The sequence below is a fragment of the Paenibacillus graminis genome, assembly GCF_000758705.1.
Lineage (GTDB): Bacteria > Bacillota > Bacilli > Paenibacillales > Paenibacillaceae > Paenibacillus_AQ > Paenibacillus_AQ graminis.
This window is the reverse complement of sequence record NZ_CP009287.1, coordinates 7009207-7025578: the sequence shown is the minus strand read 5'-3', so window position 1 is coordinate 7025578 and position 16372 is coordinate 7009207. Positions and strand designations below refer to the sequence as shown.

Genomic DNA, 16372 nt, shown 5'->3' with positions numbered 1-16372 from the left:
CGAGCTGAATTGGAGATGCTGATTGATGCAAAAAAATAGAACCAGGTGGGCGTGGCAAGATCTAACCGTTCTGTGCCTGCGCCTGTTATGGAGCATAGCGGTCATTATATTGATGTATTATCTGGATAAGCCGGATTTTCCGCTCTGGCTGGTGCTGCCAGCAGTACTGCTGGGCGGCGTAATTCCTGCATGGGTTGGACGGGATTTCAAGACGCGGTATGTTATTTTGGAGTTTATATTCGCAGGCGGGATCGCGCTCGCACTGGCGTACTATTTTGGCGTAACCCGATTATTCCTGCCTGCCGTAATGATGCTTGCCTTCCATACCCGGGGCAAAGCGCACTTATATACGCTTCCAATTACCTTGTTGCTGTACAGCTTAAGCGCCGGACCCACGATAGGGGAAGAACTGTCGCACCCGCTGATCTGGAATAGCCTATCGGACGGATTGTTCGTCTACGCAGCCGGATACGGATTGCAGACGGGAGCGAAGTCGATCAACGCGATCCGGCAAAAGCTGGCGCTAGTCAACGAGCAATATGCCATTCTGGAGCAGTATTCCTCTCAGATTGAACGCATGACCTTGCTAGAGGAACGTTACCGGATGGCTGGGGAAGTGCATGATACGATTGGACATAACTATACTTCGATGATTCTGGGTCTGGAAACGCTGAGGCCGCATGTAGCCACGCAGGAAGGAGAGCAGAAGCTTCAGGGAGTTCTGGAGCTGGCCCGTAAGGGGCTGGAAGATGTGAGATTGCAGGTCCATCAGATGGACCCGCTGGAGGAGCTGGTGACCTTAGACCGGGCTCTGATGCAGATTGCCGGGCAGTTCGAATCCAATACGGGGGTCGCACTGTCGTTTCGTACGATGGGCGAGCCTTATGCGGTGATTAAGCAGGCCAAACATACGTTATGCCGTTCGCTGCAGGAGGCACTGACCAATGCCAGCAGGCATGGGCAGGCCAGCGCCATCCGGGTGGTTCTGCAATATGATCCGGCCCAGCTCATGCTGCAGATTCAGGATAACGGCAAGGGAACTGCTCAACTGCGGTATGGCTTTGGCCTCACCGGTATGAAGGAGCGTCTCGCGGCATTGCAGGGCAAGCTATATATTGATTCCCAGGAAAATGACGGCACGCTGGTAACCTGTATGATCCCTAACCAGACGCAGGAAGGGGAACGGCGGATTGATATCCTGCTGGCAGATGATCAGCCGCTGGTCCGCGAGAGTCTGAGGCTGCTGCTTGGAGAGGAGAAGGATTTCCGGCTCCGTACTGCCGCGAGCGGCAGGCAGGCGCTGGAGCAATGCGCCGCCGGGCAGCCGGATATTGTCCTGATGGATATTCATATGCCGGAAATGGACGGCCTGGAGGCTACCCGGCAGATTAAGGAGAAGTGGCCGGAGATCCGGGTCATTATGATTACAACATTCGAGGAGATTACCTATGCGTCAGAAGCGCTGCGGCTTGGTGCAGAAGGGTATCTGCTGAAGACCCTCCATCCAAAGGAATTGGCTGCGACTATCCGGCTGATCTACGGAGGCGGGACAATGATCTCGCAGGAAGTGGCCCAACAGCTGTTCCAGGATCAGCAGCTGGAGACTTCGCTGAATCCGTATGACCTGACCGTGCGGGAGCTGGAGGTTCTGCAGGAATTGACGGAGGGACTGCGCAACAAACAGATTGCCCAGAAGCTGCATCTGTCGGAGGGAACCGTCCGAAACTATATTTCAGCGATTTATTTGAAGCTGCAGGTAGGCGACCGCGACGAGGCTGTAGAGAAGAGCAGGAAGGAACAGCTGGTGCAGGCGGACACAATAAGCTTAATAGGAACAAGACGCCGCCAATAGCGGCATGAATGTCTATTGCACGAAGTGCAGTCATGTAGGAGTCCACTATATGTTATCAAAATTAAAACCCAGAACGGCTGCGCCGTCCTTAACCGGACAGTGCAGCCGTTCATTTTTTGGGTTTTTGCACGGGTACCCAATAAGAGAGCAACATTTCAAAAATTACTCTGTGATATAACTGTATTGAATTCGGATAAAGGAGATGAGACCATGAACAGGTTGGAAGGTAAACTCGCTTTAATCACTGGGGCAAGCCGGGGAATTGGCCGCAGCATCGCATTGCGTCTGGCACAAGAGGGCGCATATGTTGCCGTGCACTATGGAAAAAGGCGAAACGAGGCGGAGGCCGTTGTCCACCAGATCAGGCAAAGCGGAGGGAACGCATGCGTGATCGGCGCAGATCTGGGTACTCCCGATGGCATTCATGATTTATTTACGGCATTAGATGACGTTATCCGGGAACAAACGGACGGCAGCGGGTTCGATATTCTTGTCAATAATGCAGGGATCGGTCAAGTGATTACCCTGGAAGAGACGACGGAAGAATCCTTTGATGAAGTGATGAAGATCAACGTCAAGGCACCGCTTTTTGTTACCCAGCAAGCTTTACCGCGTCTGAAAGACGGCGGGCGAATTATTAATATTTCATCCTTTGTAACACGCGCAGCCTCTCCAAGTGTGTTTTGCTACAGCATGTCAAAAGGGGCCATCGATACATTCACACAGCTTTTGGCCAAACAACTGGGGCCCCGCAATATTACAGTCAACGCCATCCAGCCGGGCATTATTAACACAGAGATGAATGCAGGAACATTGCAGGATCCGCAAGGCCAGAAGTATGCAGCCGGTCTTTCCGCCTTCAACAGATGGGGAGAGCCCGAAGATATCGCTGATATTGCTGCCTTTCTGGCTTCGGGGGACAGCCGCTGGGTAACCGGTCAATTACTCGATGCAAGCGGCGGATCACACCTGTAGGTTCACCTTTTGGAGCCTTTTATAGCCGCTGTATACGGACTTGTATTGACTTGTGGTGTGGGAGGACGGGGGGCTTGCCTCCCCTCTGCCCGGTCCCGCACCTTACTGTATTCCTGCCATAAAACTCCTGAAATTCTGGACGATTTCTTTGGAGCGGGTATGGTGCAAATAATGATCTCCTTCCATGGCCATAACTTTGCCATGTACAGAATCTTTGATCTGTTCTTTATGCTTGGGTACCCAGTCCGGTACATCCGTGTTATTGTCTGCCAGGAAGAAGATTACTGGAAGATCTGGAGGAAAGCTGAAGGCCTCAGCAGCCTGGAAATTATGCTTGAAGTTTTCGCTTTCACTGATGATATTGGGGTTCATCATATTTTTGAGAGAGAGCATGCGGATCTGCGCTTTGGTTTCAGCATCCACGGCAGGTGCAATAATCTGGTCAGGGTTCAGTTTCACCAGCAACCGGTAGAAGCCTGAGTTTTTGAGCAGTTTGTAGGCTCCGGCCGGAAGTTCTTCCAAACTGCCTTGCGATGGAAAGCTGCTGTCGATCCCGACAAATGCGGTAACCTCGTCCTTATATTGGTTCACATAATCCAGCCCATAAATTCCGGCAATGGAGTGACCCATCAGTGTGTAACGGTGAATATTCAATTGCTGCAGGCATTCATGAATTTCAGCAACGATGTTTTCAATAGTTCGTGCTTTATCACTGACATCACTTAATCCATACCCAAAGGGCTCAATCACTACCACTCGATAGAATGGGGATAGTTCTTTCACAAGCGGCTGGTAATCAAGCCCCGGGGCCGCTGTCCCATAACCAGGCAGAAGAACGACCGTTTCTTCGCCTTTTCCCTGAATCGTAACATTCATATTTTTTCCGTCTACCGGGACAAGCTGGCCATAGGGTTTGATTCTGGCTGCTTCCGATTTGCTGCTGATCACATTCACTGTATAAACAGTCCCCAGAAAAAGTCCGGTTAATATAAACAAGGATATTATTGCTTTAAGTAAAAAAATAAAGAGCTTCCTCACCATCCCAACCCCTTCACGATCTGATTCATCCATTATAGCAAGCCAGTCTTAGATGCAATGTAACTCTACCTTTCTTGAAGCTTAACTATAATAAGCCACTAGGAGGTGGAGTTAAGTTTCCGTTAAAATGTAGAAATGGATGCTGACATTGTTGGGGGATTCACAGAGAGCTGTTCTTCCTGGAGAAATTTTGCGCTCAGAAGTTGCGTAATGAGCTGGATTAGATTAAAACGCTACTGACATACTGTTGTCAGTAGCGTTTTTGTATAGTCAGGTTAGATAGTTAATAAAGGAGCTGTTTGAAATATGAATACCACCGAAGCATTGCAGCGTTTTGAAGAAACTGCAAATCACTATATTCAGGAGTTAGACGGTTTCAGCATGGAGCAGTTGAAGCGTCAGCCTGCGGAGAACGAGTGGTCGCTTGGACAAATGTATCAGCATTTAATTAATTCGGCGCTGTATATGCAGCTTCGCAATATTGAACAGTGCTTGACCCCAAGCGAAGGTTCTGCGGCCCCTATAGTGGTAAAAACTAAAGAGGGTACAGCGATATTCGATCAGGGAAGCTTTCCGCCAATACGCGTTCATGTCCCGCCATCCCCGCAGTACACCCCGGGACAGCCGGAGAGTAAAGAACAATTGATTCAGGGCTTGTATACGGTGATTGACCGCATGAAAGAAATCCTGCCGCAGATTGAAAAGGGGACAATGCAGAATACGGTGCCACATCCGCGATTCGGTCCGCTCAATGCACAAGAATGGTTTTTGCTTATTGAAATGCACTATCGTCATCATCTGCTGCAGATGGACCGGTTGACACAATTTTTGGAAGGCAGCGCATAACATGAAGAAGGAAGAGCTACATGTTCTTTCGACGAATACAATAAGCGAGCACAGCCGCTTCTGGATTGGTGTAGTCTCTGCTTCCCATGTGAAGCGGGGAATGCTGGGCGGATTCGCCCAGCTTAACCACGGCAAGGCAGCGCCATTGCGGCGGATGAGCCGTGGCGATTGGCTGATATACTACTCACCACGAACCGATTTGGCGAAAGGCACCCCTCTCCAAGCATTTACCGCGATCGGACAGGTTGCCGATAGCAGAGTCTACACATATCAGATGTCCGAATCCTTTGTGCCTTTCCGTCGCAACATCAGCTATATTCCGTGCCGGGAAGTGAAGATTGCTAATCTATTGGATCAGCTTAGCTTTACACGCGGGAATCCAAATTGGGGATACTCCTTCCGGTACGGCCATTTTGAGATCGGACGGGAAGATTTTTTGACGATTGCCGGCTCGATGCTGGGGGCCATAAGTCGATAAGCCCATCGAACGGAGTAGAGAAAGATATGCGTATTTCCCCGCAAGGCTTCAATTGTCCTTCGCATTAAAATAATCAAAAGACGGCTGGATCAGGGGAACCTGAGACCAGCCGTTTCTTTTGGAAATAAAGCCAATGCCATAAACTCAAAATCCTCAGGCCCGGCGGGAAATAGAGACAGATCCGTAGATACCGGGCTGTTGACTATCATGGGATTCAACGCCATCAAGTATTCAGAGCGGTTAAAAACTGCTCCAAGAGACTGCGCAGCGGCTAGGCCGGCCTGTGAGCCTTGAGGAAACCGGAAGCAGAGAACTTCTATGCCTTGAGGCTTCATATCTTCTGCAGCACGCTGGAGCAAGCTGCGGAATACTCCCTCGCGGCGGTGCTCCGGATGAACCATGGCATTGATATTCGCGATTCTGCCATCAGAGGTATACCAGCTGAGCAGCCCTATGATGTGGTTGTCCTGATAACACAGGATTCCGTGGTCTCCACCTGCTTTGGCGAGATGCTCAATGCCAGCATTGATGTAGAAAGAATCCGATTGGCTGCAATCCTGCTCAAGCCGGGTAATATCAGCGATTTGTTCCTTGGAATGATAGAGCAGGGGAATGACGTTTCTTGACATGCAGTTACACCTTCAATGAGTGAAGGAAACACGCAGTTTATGGACCGGCAGGCGCTATCCTTCCAGAATGGGTCCCGTTATTGTCGTAATCATAATTATCTCCTCCTGACAAGTCATAGCAACTATAACATAACTCTTTTCTGAGATTAAAGTTTTTTCAACCCTTCATATTAATTCCTCTATACGAGCTTATATCTTTCGGAATCATAGTTTAATAGGTCATTGCTGCTTATTATATACCCAAGCTCCTTTATAGCTTGTGCATAAAATGTAAAGAGCTCTTATTTACAGCGAGTCCGAAGATACTAATTTTATAAGTAGGGGGTATGTTTATGAAAGGGTTAATTCTATGCGCCGGCCGGGGAACCAGACTGCAGCCTTCAACCTATACCAAACCAAAGTGCATGTTACCCGTTAACGGGGAGTATATTCTTGTCACTATTATTAAAAAACTTGTTGCGGCCGGAATTACCGAGATTGGAATCGTTGTGAACCATTCGCAGGGAGAGATCCGGCAAACGATTGGGGATGGGGAGCGGTGGAACGCCTCTTTAACCTTTCTTCTGCAGGAAGAACCTATGGGGCTGGCGGATGCGGTAAAAAGCGCGAAGTCATTTATGGCGGATTCCCCGTTTATATTGATGCTTGGCGATAATTTGTATGAAGGGGATATAGTGCCCTTAATCCGGTCATTGGAAGCAGACAAGGCTGTGGCTTCAATACTGCTCCAGCAGGTTAAGGACCCTAGTCAATTTGGTGTCGCTGTCATCGATGCCGGACAAATTGTCGGTTTGGAGGAAAAGCCTAAATATCCCAAATCGGATTTGGCTATTGTTGGCGTCTACGCTCTTACTGCAGCTATCTGGCCGGCAATGGACAGGCTGATACCCTCCCCTCGTGGAGAATACGAGATGACAGATGCCATTCAATTGTTAATTACAGAAGGCAGACATGTGGTGTACAGCATAGCGACTGAACCGTTTTTTGATATCGGGACCCATGACAGATGGCTTGAAGCGAATCGCTACAAGATGGATCAGGATCCGCAGAACTTTGGGAAACCATCCGGCACGCACAGCTCTGTTCAGTGGATTCCTCCGGTTAGAATTGATCCGACTGCCACCGTAACGAACAGTGTGGTGGGACCATATGTGTATATTGGCCCGAATAGTGTGGTCGAAGATTGCATTCTATCCGATAGCATTTTGACGGACCAGGTGGCATTGTCCCATGTTCATGCAGAGGGAAGTGTTTTCGGCTCATATGTTCATCTGGCTGAACAGGAAATTCAAGAGCGGCCGGCCCGTCATATTCTGGGCGATCGTGCAAGAGTTACAAGAACCCAGGCCGGCTTGCAGAACGATTCAAAATAAAATGGGTATGAACTGGGGATAAGTCCAATCCGGTCACCAGGGTAAACATACACTTAAAGTAGTCGAGTGCATCAAGTAATTGTGCATTAGTATACTTTAAAGGTAGGTGATCTTTGATAATGGTTGAATTGGTTTTAACAATTAACGACAAAGACGGAAGCTATACGGAGCATGCGGCTGTTGTTCTTGCCTCGATTTTTTCCAAGACCGAGCAAACGATCAGAGTGCACATTGTGCATGATGATTCCTTAAGTGAGGAAAGCAAGTTAAAACTCACTCAGATGGTCGATGTATTTCATCACAACATCTTGTTTTATCATGTTACAATTCCTGGGGATATGCAGGAAGTGGCAGCAGGCGTGCATAAAATCGACTACTGGACAATGGCCAGTATGTATCGTTTGCTGCTTCCGATAATTATCCAGACAGAACGAGTGATTTACCTGGATTGCGATATTTTGGTGAATATGGATATTAATGAACTATGGAGCGTTGACCTGGGAGACCGTTATTTGGGGGCAGTATTGGATCAAGGGGAAAATTTGCTGGAGTACTTTACTTCAATGGGGCTAAGTGCGGAGCTGTACTTTAACTCAGGCGTCATTCTGTTTCACCTGGACAATATCCGCAAAAAAGAGAACTGGTATGGAGAAATGCTTAATTTCCTGCGTAATTTCCCAAAGATGACCATGCCTGACCAGGACGTTCTGAATGCGGTGTACAGCTGCAACTATTTACAATTGGACCAGTGCTTTAATACGTTCGCTAAGAATGAGCTCGATTTAGAGCATAAAATTATTCATTTCGCCGGAGACAGCAAATGGTGGGATGCAGATTCCCCCCATGCAGAGCTATACAATAATTTCCGTGCCATGACCCCCTGGGGCTGGGGTGGAGGGTATGCGCCAGAACCGGTTTTCGAGCCGGTTCAAGCCAACATCCCGGTGAACCCGCCTGCTCCAGAAGTTCAGTTCCCTGAACCTCCGGTTCATGAAGTTCAGCTGTTGGCCCCACCGGTTCAAGAAATTCAGCCTCCGGCCCCTCCAATTCAGGAAATCCCCGTCGCTGAAGCGCCTGCTCCGCCCCCGGATTGCATTCCAGTGAAGCGGCGGTACAGACGGAAACTCCGCAGAACCTTGCGGCTAAGACGCAGACTGAGAAGAAAAAAAATAATCCGCGCCCGGTATCGTTCGATTAAGCGCGCAAGGCTGATTAAGTACCGGTATGTAAGAAGAAGCATTCTGAAACTGAGAAGGAAAAAACTGCGGACAGTGAGAAGAAGAAAACATGTAATCAAACACCTTTCACTGAGAAAAAGCAGAACCTCTCTGAAGCGTAAGCATAAGCGTAAACTTTATAAAGCAGGCTGATGGGCATAGCCCGTCATTGAAATATAAATCGCCAAAGAAGCAGAATTGCCGGGAATCCGGGCAGATCTGCTTCTTTATTACCCGGGCACTGGTTTTTCCTGCGTATTGCGGCGAATTATATCTTCCCGCAGAACCAGAGTCTTAGATCCGCGCAAATACATATAATGTGCCCGCTTTCCAATGACGTCGGCATTGGTTTTGAAATACCTTTCTTTGTCCCTTAACTGTGTGCATTTATACGGTCTCCATTTAAAATATGTGAACGGCAGGCAGGGGTAACGGCATATCCGCAAAATAGAGAATGAGCACATATGCGGGAGTGCGGTCATAGGAATGACTCCGTTTTCTATAAAAAAATAGATAAATATTAAAATTTATAAATAATAGTGATACACTAAGAATAGGTCTTCATTAATCCATTAAAGGTGTACGGCTTAGGCCGCACCCTGGCTTGTATGGCGCCTAAGCAGGAGCGCCTTAATCCTTCCTGCAAATCCGTAGGGTAGAGGGACGGTAAAAATGAGCAACCGACAAACAAAAACAGATGTTATTTTAATTGGTGCCGGAATCATGAGTGCGACGTTAGGTTCACTGCTAAAAGAATTAGTACCGGACTGGAAAATTACAGTGTTTGAGCGGCGGGCGAGTGCAGGTGAGGAGAGCTCTAATGAATGGAATAATGCGGGAACAGGGCACTCTTCGCTATGCGAGCTGAACTACACCGTAGAACAGCCGGATGGAACCATCGATATTAGCAAGGCTATAAAAGTGAATGAAGAGTATCAGTTTTCCAAGCAATTTTGGTCGTATCTGGTAAAAAGCAAACGGATACAGAATCCGCAGGATTTTATCGTACCCGTACCCCATATGAGCTTTGTCCAAGGGGAATCCGATGTAACCTTTTTGAAAAAACGATTTGAAGCGCTTTCGAAAAATGCGCTGTTTCAAGGAATGGAATTTTCCGATGATCCGGGGCAGCTGATGGAATGGATTCCGCTTATGATGAAAGATAGAAGAGTGAACCAGCCCATAGCGGCGACCCGAATCGAATCCGGCACAGATGTGAACTTTGGTGCTTTAACGCGCATTTTGTTTGACCACTTACAGAGCAATAACACGGATATCAAATTCCAGCATAATGTCGATGATATTAAACGTGCCAGCGACGGCTCCTGGGACTTGAAGGTGCGGAATCTCGATAACGGAACCACTACGCGCCATTCTGCGAAATTCGTCTTTATCGGCGGCGGGGGCGGGAGTCTGCATTTGCTGCAGAAATCCGGTATTCCTGAGGGGAAGGGCATCGGGGGATTTCCGGTGAGCGGACTATTTATGGTGTGTCAGAAGCCGGACATTGTCGCACAGCATCATGCCAAAGTATACGGAAAAGCTGCATTAGGTGCTCCGCCGATGTCTGTCCCGCATCTGGATACGAGGGTAATCGAGAAGAAAGAATCGCTGTTCTTTGGGCCGTTTGCCGGCTTCTCGCCAAAATTTCTAAAATACGGTTCAATGTTTGATCTGATAACTTCTGTAAAACCGGGTAATCTTACAACAATGCTGGCGGCAGGTGCGAAAAACCTTTCATTGACCAAATACCTGATCGGGCAGGTGATGTTATCAAAAGATCAGCGCATAGAAGCTTTACGGGAATTTGTCCCGAGCGCTCAAAGCGGGGATTGGGACCTGGTAGTGGCGGGCCAGCGCGTGCAAATCATCAAAGATACAGCAGCCGGCAAAGGCACGCTTCAATTTGGTACTGAAGTGATAAGCAGTGCCGATGGATCGATAGCCGCCTTGCTGGGTGCTTCCCCCGGTGCTTCTACCGCCGTTTCGGTTATGCTAGAAGTCATTGGCAAATGCTTCCCGCAGCAGATCAAGGCGTGGGAGCCGAAGATAAAAGCAATGATCCCTTCTTATGGGGTCACTCTTTTGGAAAACCCTAAACTGATAAACGAAATTCAGAACTTAACGGACCGCTCCCTAAATCTAACTAGTAGTGCAGTGGAATATGAAAAAAAGGCTCCTATATCAAGTTCTTCCTAGGTAATATGCACAGTTTTTGATGGGATCAGAAAACACCCGATTCCGGCTGATGCGGAATCGGGTGAATGTTGAGGACACTTATTTTAATGCCTTAATCACAATATTGCTAAAAACCGCTGTGCCGCCGTCGGAAAACAGTGAGATCCCCTGATCGCCTAATTCGGGGAAAACAACATTGGAATATGCGACGGAGCCGTCATCAATAAACACTTCAACGCTAGTTCTATCGACAAGAATCTTCAGGTGTATCTTCCTTCTGCTTACATCAAAGGGAGCTGTGCTTTCCAGATATTTTCCGCTCTTGCCGGGATTCCCGGTGTAGGCCCGATTGACATAAGTGTACCCGGCTTCGGCAAAGACTCCAACATCCACGTGACGGCTTTTATCCGCAGATTCCCGAAGTCTGACACCCGCATTCTTAAGCTCAGACCAAGTGATATCGGTGTTAAGCTCGTACGAATCACCTGTGAGAGGAAGTGTTGCAGAGCCATTCACAACTAATTGTTCATAGACGGCAGTCTCTTCCGCCGCTTGGCCTAAGGCTTCAAGCGGTTCCGAAACAAGATGATAGCTGTCCCTGCCGGCCTGCTTCAGTTCAATTTGACGAACAATCGAATCCATTCCGTTGAAGCCTTCCCGTAACGTCGGCGTATGCTGGGCATATTGCCAATTATTCATCCAGGCCATGGCGTAACGATGTTGGGTTGTGCTGCTGCTTGTTCCATCTTCGAAGGTTACGGCGCCGTACCAGTCAAAACCGTAATCCAGCCACTGCGGCTCCTTCCGGTCAGGGAGAAATGCTATGCCGTTGAAATCCCCTGTCCAGTAGGCATAGGTGTTGGGTTTTCCTGACGCTATGCCATTGGCGCTGGCGCCGAGCACCCATCTATAAGCCCCGTCATCCGCATACATCAGGTAAAGATCCGGACATTCCACAATTCCGATCCCCTCTGTTACGAATCCGCTCATATAATGCCAGGCTTTTAAGTCCTTGGACTCATAAAAGCCTATTTTTGTGCCTTCAGCCAAGACCATGATCCATTTGCGGGAGAAGTCATCCCAAATGACCTTGGGGTCTCTAAAATCGGCTGTTCCCGGATTGGGCAGGACGGGAGCATTTCCGTACGCGCTAAAGGTGTATCCGTGGTCGGTGCTGTACCATAAATATTGCTCCTGCTGCCCGCCATCGGCGGAGGGCTGGGTCATAATCGCGACAAGAGCCCCTTTTCCGAAACCGGCTGATCCTGTCCCGTCTTCTACAACCGACCCTGACCAAGGATCGCCGTTCGGATTGGTATATTTGGGAATGGCGATTCCCTTATCAGTCCAATGCATCAGATCTGTAGATACTGCGTGCCGCCATTCGGTACCATTTCCAGCCGGATAATCGCGGTTGTACAGATAATAGTAATGGTAGGCTCCATCCAGATAAATGGGCCTTTGCGGATCGTTTTTCCACTTATCGGGTGTGGTAAAATGGTAGGCCGCCCGATAGGTCAGAGGTGAATGAGAAGGGGCGGCCTCCTCGGGGATATTGTTCCTTCCCGAATAATAAGCCGCCGCCCCGATAGCGATTATAAGGCTCAAGCCAAACGTGCATAAGAGGGAATGCCGTTGCCATACATGCTTTTTTGGGTCCAAAAGGCTACTTCACCGTCAATTGCCCTTGTTCAAGGACACTATCTTGGACAACCGAAGTTTTCGAGCCCTTAATATTCACAAGGAAGCTTGGCGCAAAAGTGGAATGCTGCCCGGCATACAAACCCCGGTTCGTCATATAACTGGTAATGACCACATTATTTCCTCCGGCCTGCGGGATGGCGAAGTGGGAGTACGTCCAGGTAAGGTCATTAGGATCAAGGTTCATGTGCAGCACAAGTCCGCTTCCGTTCAACGGTTTATAAGGACCGGTCAATGAATCCGCTACATAGCCCAGCATGTATACATCATTGGCGCCGATTCCGTCAATGGTCATTTTGGAGCCGCGGGAATCCGTGAACAGATACCACTTGCCATTCATTTCAAACACGTTCGCCCGTTCAATTTCATCGGTTACGGTATTGGAGGCGATGAGCGGCTTCATTACTGTTTTCAGAGTGTAGTCATCATTCAGCTCGATAATCCCCAGTGATCCGTTCGCTAATGTTGCCAGTGATTTCTTAGGGCCAGACAAGAGTTTATTTTTTTCAGCCTCGAAGAAGACCTTGCTTCCTTCGTAGTAAGATCTGTTGTACAGCGATTCTTCGCCCTGGTAACCCGTTTCCGTACCGGTATTCGATTCAAAAACAAGGTATTTACGGCCATTGTCTTCCACATAATGAGGATCTCTTAAGGTATGGTTATCCGCATAATCGCCTTCACCGAAAGCCTGATTCACATTTTGATAGAACTTTCCGTCGCCGTCAAAGATCGATTTGAGGTCTTCTACGCCATCTACCTTCAGCGTATCCGCATCCGGCTTCGACACATTCACTTGCGCTGTAGTCAGGGTTTGCTTGCCAAAAAATCCGTGTGCCGGGTCCCAGCCTTGGCGGTTGGTATAGAACAGGCGGACTTGGCCATCCTTCGTCAAGGTTGCGGAACCGGACCATTCTTCGGCTTGGTTGTTCAGAATTGGATCATTTGGAACATTTTTATCGCTGTCTTTAAAGACTCTGCCGGCATTTTTCCAGCTGTCAATGGAGGTGTCGCCCACCTTTTGATAGAACATGTAGATGAAGGTGTCCCATCCTTTTTTGGGATCCCCCGCCAGTGCAAAAACGATATGGTAGCCATTATACTCGGCAACGGTTCCGTCCGCATTTTGCAGCGGCCAGCTGTCCCAGACATCAAGGTCGATGGCGTTGCCCCACTGATCTGAGCCTTTTGCAGAAGAAATATTCTGGATAGAGGCGGCATTGAATGCGGGAACCTGGAATTGTCCGCTTTTTTGCTGTTCCGGTATTTTCAACATGTCATCGCGGGTAATATGGGAAAAGCCGTAGCTTTCTTTGTAATCCCCGCTGTCATTCCCCTTCGCCAAAGCTGAAGCTCCGCCACCTGCAAGTAAAGCTGTTGCGAAGGTTACTGCTGCTGCTTGTCTTGCCATCTTTTTGATATTCATATTCCTCTGTCTCCTTTTCTCTGTGCAAATTTTCTCTTAAACAGAAAAAAGACCTAAAAATACCCTTGGGGACACGCGAACGTATCGATTCCCAAACGGATTTTTAGGTCTTGCCTGCTTAACAGTAACAATCCCGACATATTTTGTTGTCGCGTTAATTCTATAATTTTAAGACGGATAATAGCTATAGACTGATACTCCTATTTTTCTCGAGGAAGAAACGATCATATTTTGTTATATTTCATAATATCTAGGGTCTATGGGCCTATAATATTAAATTAGGATATATTACCATTTGTTGACCGGGTGTTGATCCGGTTGATCTCCATAGCAATATATACCCGCTGACTGTCGCTGAGAACATAGCCGTAATCCTCCTCAACCAGCCCGCTGATCTCAATGGCCTGCACATAAGCCCGGGTGTATCGCTCCTTGGCAATCCGTACAATCTCCGGGTTCAGCTCGCTCAGCAGCTTGCCGTTTTCATCGGTCCGCAGGATATTTTCCAGCTGGGTCACCAGACGCTCATAGTTGGCAGAACCCCGTTCCAGCACAATGCCTGTGGCCTGTTCCACGCCTTCAGCAAGATCCCTGATCATTGCCGCCATTTCGGCAGCTGTTCCGCGGACCCCGGCGTTTTTCCAGGCAGTATGGATATGCATCGCGATGTATCCCACCTCATCTACGGGGATATCAACCTGCAATGCTCCGCGAATAATGTCCTTTGCATGCAGCCCAATCTGGAACTCTCTCGGGTATAAAATGCGGATTTCATCCAGCAGCGTGTTCTGAATCATCGTTCCTTTGCGGATACGCTCCAGAGCAAAGGAGAGATGATCTGTCAGCGCAATATGAATATGCTTATTAAACGTCACTTCCAGCTCATGTTCTGCATACGAAATAATTTGTTCGGATGCTGCAATCTCCTCTTCGGGCAGTGTACCCAGCATTTCCTGCAGATGCCCGTATTGATCCGGGTCGTCCATAATGAACACTTTCTCAACAAGGGACGGATCGATAATATCGTTTTTTCTTTTTTGAAAAGCAATCCCGGATCCCATGACAATCTTTTCTTCTCCGTGGTCGTTCACTACAACCGCGTTGTTGTTCAGAATTTTTTTGATTTTCATGTTATTCTCCTATGCTTTTTTGTTCCAAAAGCCTGGCGCTCATCTACACCAAGGACCCAAGTAACCACAAAGGCTGTTGCGGCTGCCAGCAGAAATCCGGTCACATAATGGATAACATTCATCTGCCCGAGCTGGACAATAAAAGCGATCATCGGAATTCCGGTCAGACCGAACGAATCGGCTGCCACCTGATGAAAGGCAACATAAGCGCCTCCAGCAGCCCCTCCTGCGGCAGCGCCCAGGAAAGGGCGGCCAAGCTTCAGGTTGACCCCAAAGGCAACCGGTTCGGTGATGCCGAAAAAGGCGGTGATAGAGGCGGGCAGCGCTATTTTCCGCAATGCCTGGTCCCGGGTTCTGGCATACACAGCCAGTCCGGCCGCACCCTGTGCGATATTCGCCATAGACCAGATGGGGAGCAAAAAATTGATGCTGATATCCGGATTGGTGATCAGTCCGATCTCTATGGCCTGGATCCCGTGATGCAGGCCGCTCACCACAAGAGAACTGTAGATTCCGCCAAGCAGCAGGCCAAACACCGTGCCGCCAGATCTGAACACAAGCTCCAGCATGCTGCCAAGAGAAGCGCTAAGCTCAGAGGTAAGCGGTCCGATGGCCAGAATGGCAATGGCGCCTCCGGAGACCAGGCTTAGAAAGGGAATCAGCATCACCGAAGTTGATGAGGGAAGAATCCGGCGCAGCCCTTTCTCGATCAGCGTCATCACCAATACCGCAAGAATTGTGGGAATGACCGCACCCTGATATCCGAACTGCGGCGCGATCAATACATCTGCGGAGCTCTCCTGGGCTCCTCCGGACCCGGTGACACGCAGAAGATCGGGATGGGTCATGATGATGCCGATTACGGCACCGAGCGGCGGTGTGCCTCCAAATCTCTTGGCCGTATGATAACCGAACATTACCGCCAGCATCTGAAATGCCGACCCGGTTAACAGTGATAAGGTCCGAAACGAAACACTATCCCGCGGGGCCCAGCCGAAAACCTCCATCATGCTGAGCAAGCCGAGCAGCAGCCCGACCCCGACAAAGAGCGGAATCATGGGTACGACGATGTCGGAAAAGAAGCTGACCGCATCAGCTATGTGTTTTAACACGCCCTGATGCTCTGGACGGTTCTTTTGGGACAGCTCACTGGTACCCTCCGGCTGCTGCTTGCCCTCCCCTTCCTGAAGGATGCGGACAACTTGACGGTGTACCTTGAAGACATTGCCCGATCCCAGTATAATTTGCAGCTGTCCGGCCCGGAGGAATACGCCCTGAACCTCCGGTATGCCGGACACTCCGGCTTCATCCACCCGGGAGCTTTCCCGCAGCCTAAGGCGAAGCCGGGTTGTGCAATGGATGGCTTCCAGCACATTGCCGGCCCCTCCGGACAAGCTAATCAGACGTTCAGCCAATTCCCTGGCCGGGCTGCGGGTTTCCTTTGTGGTTAGTCCATCTTGTGCTGTGGGGATATTGTCATGGGGCATTGCAGCGCCTCCTCAAAACATAAAAAAAGACCTTTGGAGCCAAGC

At 49.1% G+C, this 16372-nt stretch carries 13 protein-coding genes and 1 pseudogene; 7 read left to right on the top strand and 7 right to left on the bottom strand.

Going from position 1 to position 16372, the window contains the following annotated elements; translation table 11 throughout:
- Nucleotides 1-25: 25 nt before the first annotated feature.
- Entirely contained in the window at nucleotides 26-1852 is a 1827-nt protein-coding gene (locus tag PGRAT_RS30425; protein ID WP_025703865.1) for a helix-turn-helix transcriptional regulator, read from the top strand.
- Nucleotides 1853-2062: 210 nt separating this feature from the next.
- Nucleotides 2063-2827 carry an SDR family oxidoreductase gene (locus PGRAT_RS30420; RefSeq protein WP_025703864.1) on the top strand — a complete coding sequence of 255 codons (765 nt, stop codon included), beginning with the start codon at nucleotides 2063-2065 and terminating at the stop codon, nucleotides 2825-2827.
- A gap of 102 nt (nucleotides 2828-2929) precedes the next feature.
- On the opposite strand, the gene PGRAT_RS30415 is transcribed toward PGRAT_RS30420, so the two are convergent.
- The gene (locus PGRAT_RS30415; RefSeq protein WP_337588156.1) at nucleotides 2930-3781 is read right to left on the bottom strand and encodes an alpha/beta hydrolase; all 852 of its coding nucleotides are present in this window, start codon (nucleotides 3779-3781) and stop codon (nucleotides 2930-2932) included.
- Nucleotides 3782-4171: 390 nt separating this feature from the next.
- On the opposite strand from PGRAT_RS30415, the gene PGRAT_RS30410 reads away from it, so the two are divergent.
- Together PGRAT_RS30410 and PGRAT_RS30405 are read left to right on the top strand one after the other, a co-directional pair.
- Entirely contained in the window at nucleotides 4172-4711 is a 540-nt protein-coding gene (locus tag PGRAT_RS30410) for a DinB family protein (protein WP_025703862.1), read from the top strand.
- A gap of 1 nt (nucleotide 4712) precedes the next feature.
- Complete coding sequence (locus PGRAT_RS30405; protein WP_025703861.1) at nucleotides 4713-5189, top strand: EVE domain-containing protein; 477 nt, start codon at nucleotides 4713-4715, stop codon at nucleotides 5187-5189.
- An 89-nt stretch (nucleotides 5190-5278) separates the two neighbouring features.
- On the opposite strand, the gene PGRAT_RS32025 is transcribed toward PGRAT_RS30405, so the two are convergent.
- Nucleotides 5279-5818, bottom strand: a complete 540-nt coding sequence (locus PGRAT_RS32025; RefSeq protein WP_025703860.1) for a GNAT family N-acetyltransferase — start codon at nucleotides 5816-5818, stop codon at nucleotides 5279-5281.
- Between the two features lie 332 nt (nucleotides 5819-6150).
- On the opposite strand from PGRAT_RS32025, the gene PGRAT_RS30395 reads away from it, so the two are divergent.
- Entirely contained in the window at nucleotides 6151-7191 is a 1041-nt protein-coding gene (locus tag PGRAT_RS30395; protein WP_025703859.1) for a sugar phosphate nucleotidyltransferase, read from the top strand.
- A 119-nt stretch (nucleotides 7192-7310) separates the two neighbouring features.
- On the top strand, nucleotides 7311-8561 hold the full coding sequence (locus tag PGRAT_RS30390; protein ID WP_025703858.1) for a glycosyltransferase: 1251 nt from the start codon (nucleotides 7311-7313) through the stop codon (nucleotides 8559-8561).
- A gap of 125 nt (nucleotides 8562-8686) precedes the next feature.
- Here PGRAT_RS30390 and PGRAT_RS34590 read toward each other — a convergent pair.
- Nucleotides 8687-8761, bottom strand: a pseudogene (locus PGRAT_RS34590) (glycosyltransferase family 2 protein); the annotation flags it as partial.
- 319 nt (nucleotides 8762-9080) lie between these two features.
- Between PGRAT_RS34590 and PGRAT_RS30385 the strand changes: the two are divergent.
- Complete coding sequence (locus PGRAT_RS30385; RefSeq protein ID WP_025703857.1) at nucleotides 9081-10607, top strand: malate:quinone oxidoreductase; 1527 nt, start codon at nucleotides 9081-9083, stop codon at nucleotides 10605-10607.
- Between the two features lie 78 nt (nucleotides 10608-10685).
- Here PGRAT_RS30385 and PGRAT_RS30380 read toward each other — a convergent pair whose 3' ends face one another.
- From PGRAT_RS30380 to PGRAT_RS30365, 4 genes are all read right to left on the bottom strand, one after another.
- Entirely contained in the window at nucleotides 10686-12194 is a 1509-nt protein-coding gene (locus PGRAT_RS30380) for a glycoside hydrolase family 32 protein (protein ID WP_155990309.1), read from the bottom strand.
- A 58-nt stretch (nucleotides 12195-12252) separates the two neighbouring features.
- On the bottom strand, nucleotides 12253-13710 hold the full coding sequence (locus PGRAT_RS30375; protein ID WP_025703855.1) for a glycoside hydrolase family 68 protein: 1458 nt from the start codon (nucleotides 13708-13710) through the stop codon (nucleotides 12253-12255).
- Nucleotides 13711-13988: 278 nt separating this feature from the next.
- Complete coding sequence (locus PGRAT_RS30370; protein WP_025703854.1) at nucleotides 13989-14840, bottom strand: PRD domain-containing protein; 852 nt, start codon at nucleotides 14838-14840, stop codon at nucleotides 13989-13991.
- The gene (locus tag PGRAT_RS30365; protein ID WP_025703853.1) at nucleotides 14837-16327 is read right to left on the bottom strand and encodes a PTS transporter subunit EIIC; all 1491 of its coding nucleotides are present in this window, start codon (nucleotides 16325-16327) and stop codon (nucleotides 14837-14839) included. The genes PGRAT_RS30370 and PGRAT_RS30365 overlap by 4 nt, the downstream gene beginning before the upstream one ends.
- Nucleotides 16328-16372: the final 45 nt, after the last annotated feature.

Bases quoted from the DNA above. Each gene is read 5' to 3' on its own strand.
- PGRAT_RS30390 (WP_025703858.1), top strand. From the start codon at position 7,311: ATGGTTGAATTGGTTTTAACAATTAACGACAAAGACGGAAGCTATACG.
- PGRAT_RS30395 (WP_025703859.1), top strand. From the start codon at position 6,151: ATGAAAGGGTTAATTCTATGCGCCGGCCGGGGAACCAGACTGCAGCCT.
- PGRAT_RS30375 (WP_025703855.1), bottom strand. From the start codon at position 13,710: ATGAATATCAAAAAGATGGCAAGACAAGCAGCAGCAGTAACCTTCGCA.
- PGRAT_RS30425 (WP_025703865.1), top strand. From the start codon at position 26: ATGCAAAAAAATAGAACCAGGTGGGCGTGGCAAGATCTAACCGTTCTG.
- PGRAT_RS30370 (WP_025703854.1), bottom strand. From the start codon at position 14,840: ATGAAAATCAAAAAAATTCTGAACAACAACGCGGTTGTAGTGAACGAC.
- PGRAT_RS30405 (WP_025703861.1), top strand. From the start codon at position 4,713: ATGAAGAAGGAAGAGCTACATGTTCTTTCGACGAATACAATAAGCGAG.
- PGRAT_RS30410 (WP_025703862.1), top strand. From the start codon at position 4,172: ATGAATACCACCGAAGCATTGCAGCGTTTTGAAGAAACTGCAAATCAC.
- PGRAT_RS30420 (WP_025703864.1), top strand. From the start codon at position 2,063: ATGAACAGGTTGGAAGGTAAACTCGCTTTAATCACTGGGGCAAGCCGG.
- PGRAT_RS30385 (WP_025703857.1), top strand. From the start codon at position 9,081: ATGAGCAACCGACAAACAAAAACAGATGTTATTTTAATTGGTGCCGGA.
- PGRAT_RS32025 (WP_025703860.1), bottom strand. From the start codon at position 5,818: ATGTCAAGAAACGTCATTCCCCTGCTCTATCATTCCAAGGAACAAATC.
- PGRAT_RS30365 (WP_025703853.1), bottom strand. From the start codon at position 16,327: ATGCCCCATGACAATATCCCCACAGCACAAGATGGACTAACCACAAAG.